Annotated in this window: 1 pseudogene; it reads right to left on the bottom strand. The window is 83.7% G+C overall.

Going from position 1 to position 590, the window contains the following annotated elements:
• Positions 1-590: pseudogene (locus tag ABD323_RS44070) on the bottom strand (hypothetical protein); the annotation flags it as partial.

Here is a 590-nt window from a genome sequence, read left to right as displayed (position 1 = left end):
GGCGGCCGGTGCCCGCGCCGGTGGCGGTCGGCCCCGAGGACGGGCTACCGGACGGCCGGCCGGGCCCCGGGCGCGCGCCGGCCGTCGGGCTCGCGGCGGGCGGGACCGGGGAGGACGGGGCGGGCGTCCCGCTCGGGGGACGCGTGGGCGTGCCGGCGGCGGAGGGCGCCGGGTCCGCCGGGCCCCCGGCGGTTGGGTCCGCGCCGGGCGGGGTGGCGGAGAGCGTGGCGGGCGCGGTCGCGCCGGGGGCGGGACCGGGGTCGGCGGAGCGGATCGGTCCCGGGGCCGATCCCGGACCCGGACCCGGACCCGCCACGTCGTCCTGCGGCTGCGGCGTCGTGCTCGAAGGGCCGTCGGACACCTCCCCTGCGGTACCGGCCGACTGGGGTATCGGCCGCAGCAGCGGATGGGTCGCCCCGCTGGCGGCCGCGGCGGGAGCCGACGCCCTGGCGCTGCTGAGCACCGGCCCCTGGCCACCCCCGACGGCGGCCTGCGCGGTGGCCGGGATGACCAGCGAGAGCAGCACCGGCGCGGTCAGCCCGGCCCCCGCCACCACCCGGCGCAGCAGCGCGGCGGGCAGCGTACGGCGC

The sequence above is a fragment of the Kitasatospora nipponensis genome (genome assembly GCF_039528135.1).
Classification (GTDB): Bacteria; Actinomycetota; Actinomycetes; order Streptomycetales; family Streptomycetaceae; genus Kitasatospora; species Kitasatospora nipponensis.
Note: the sequence above shows the minus strand (reverse complement) of the source record. Positions and strands in the feature narration are given on the sequence as shown.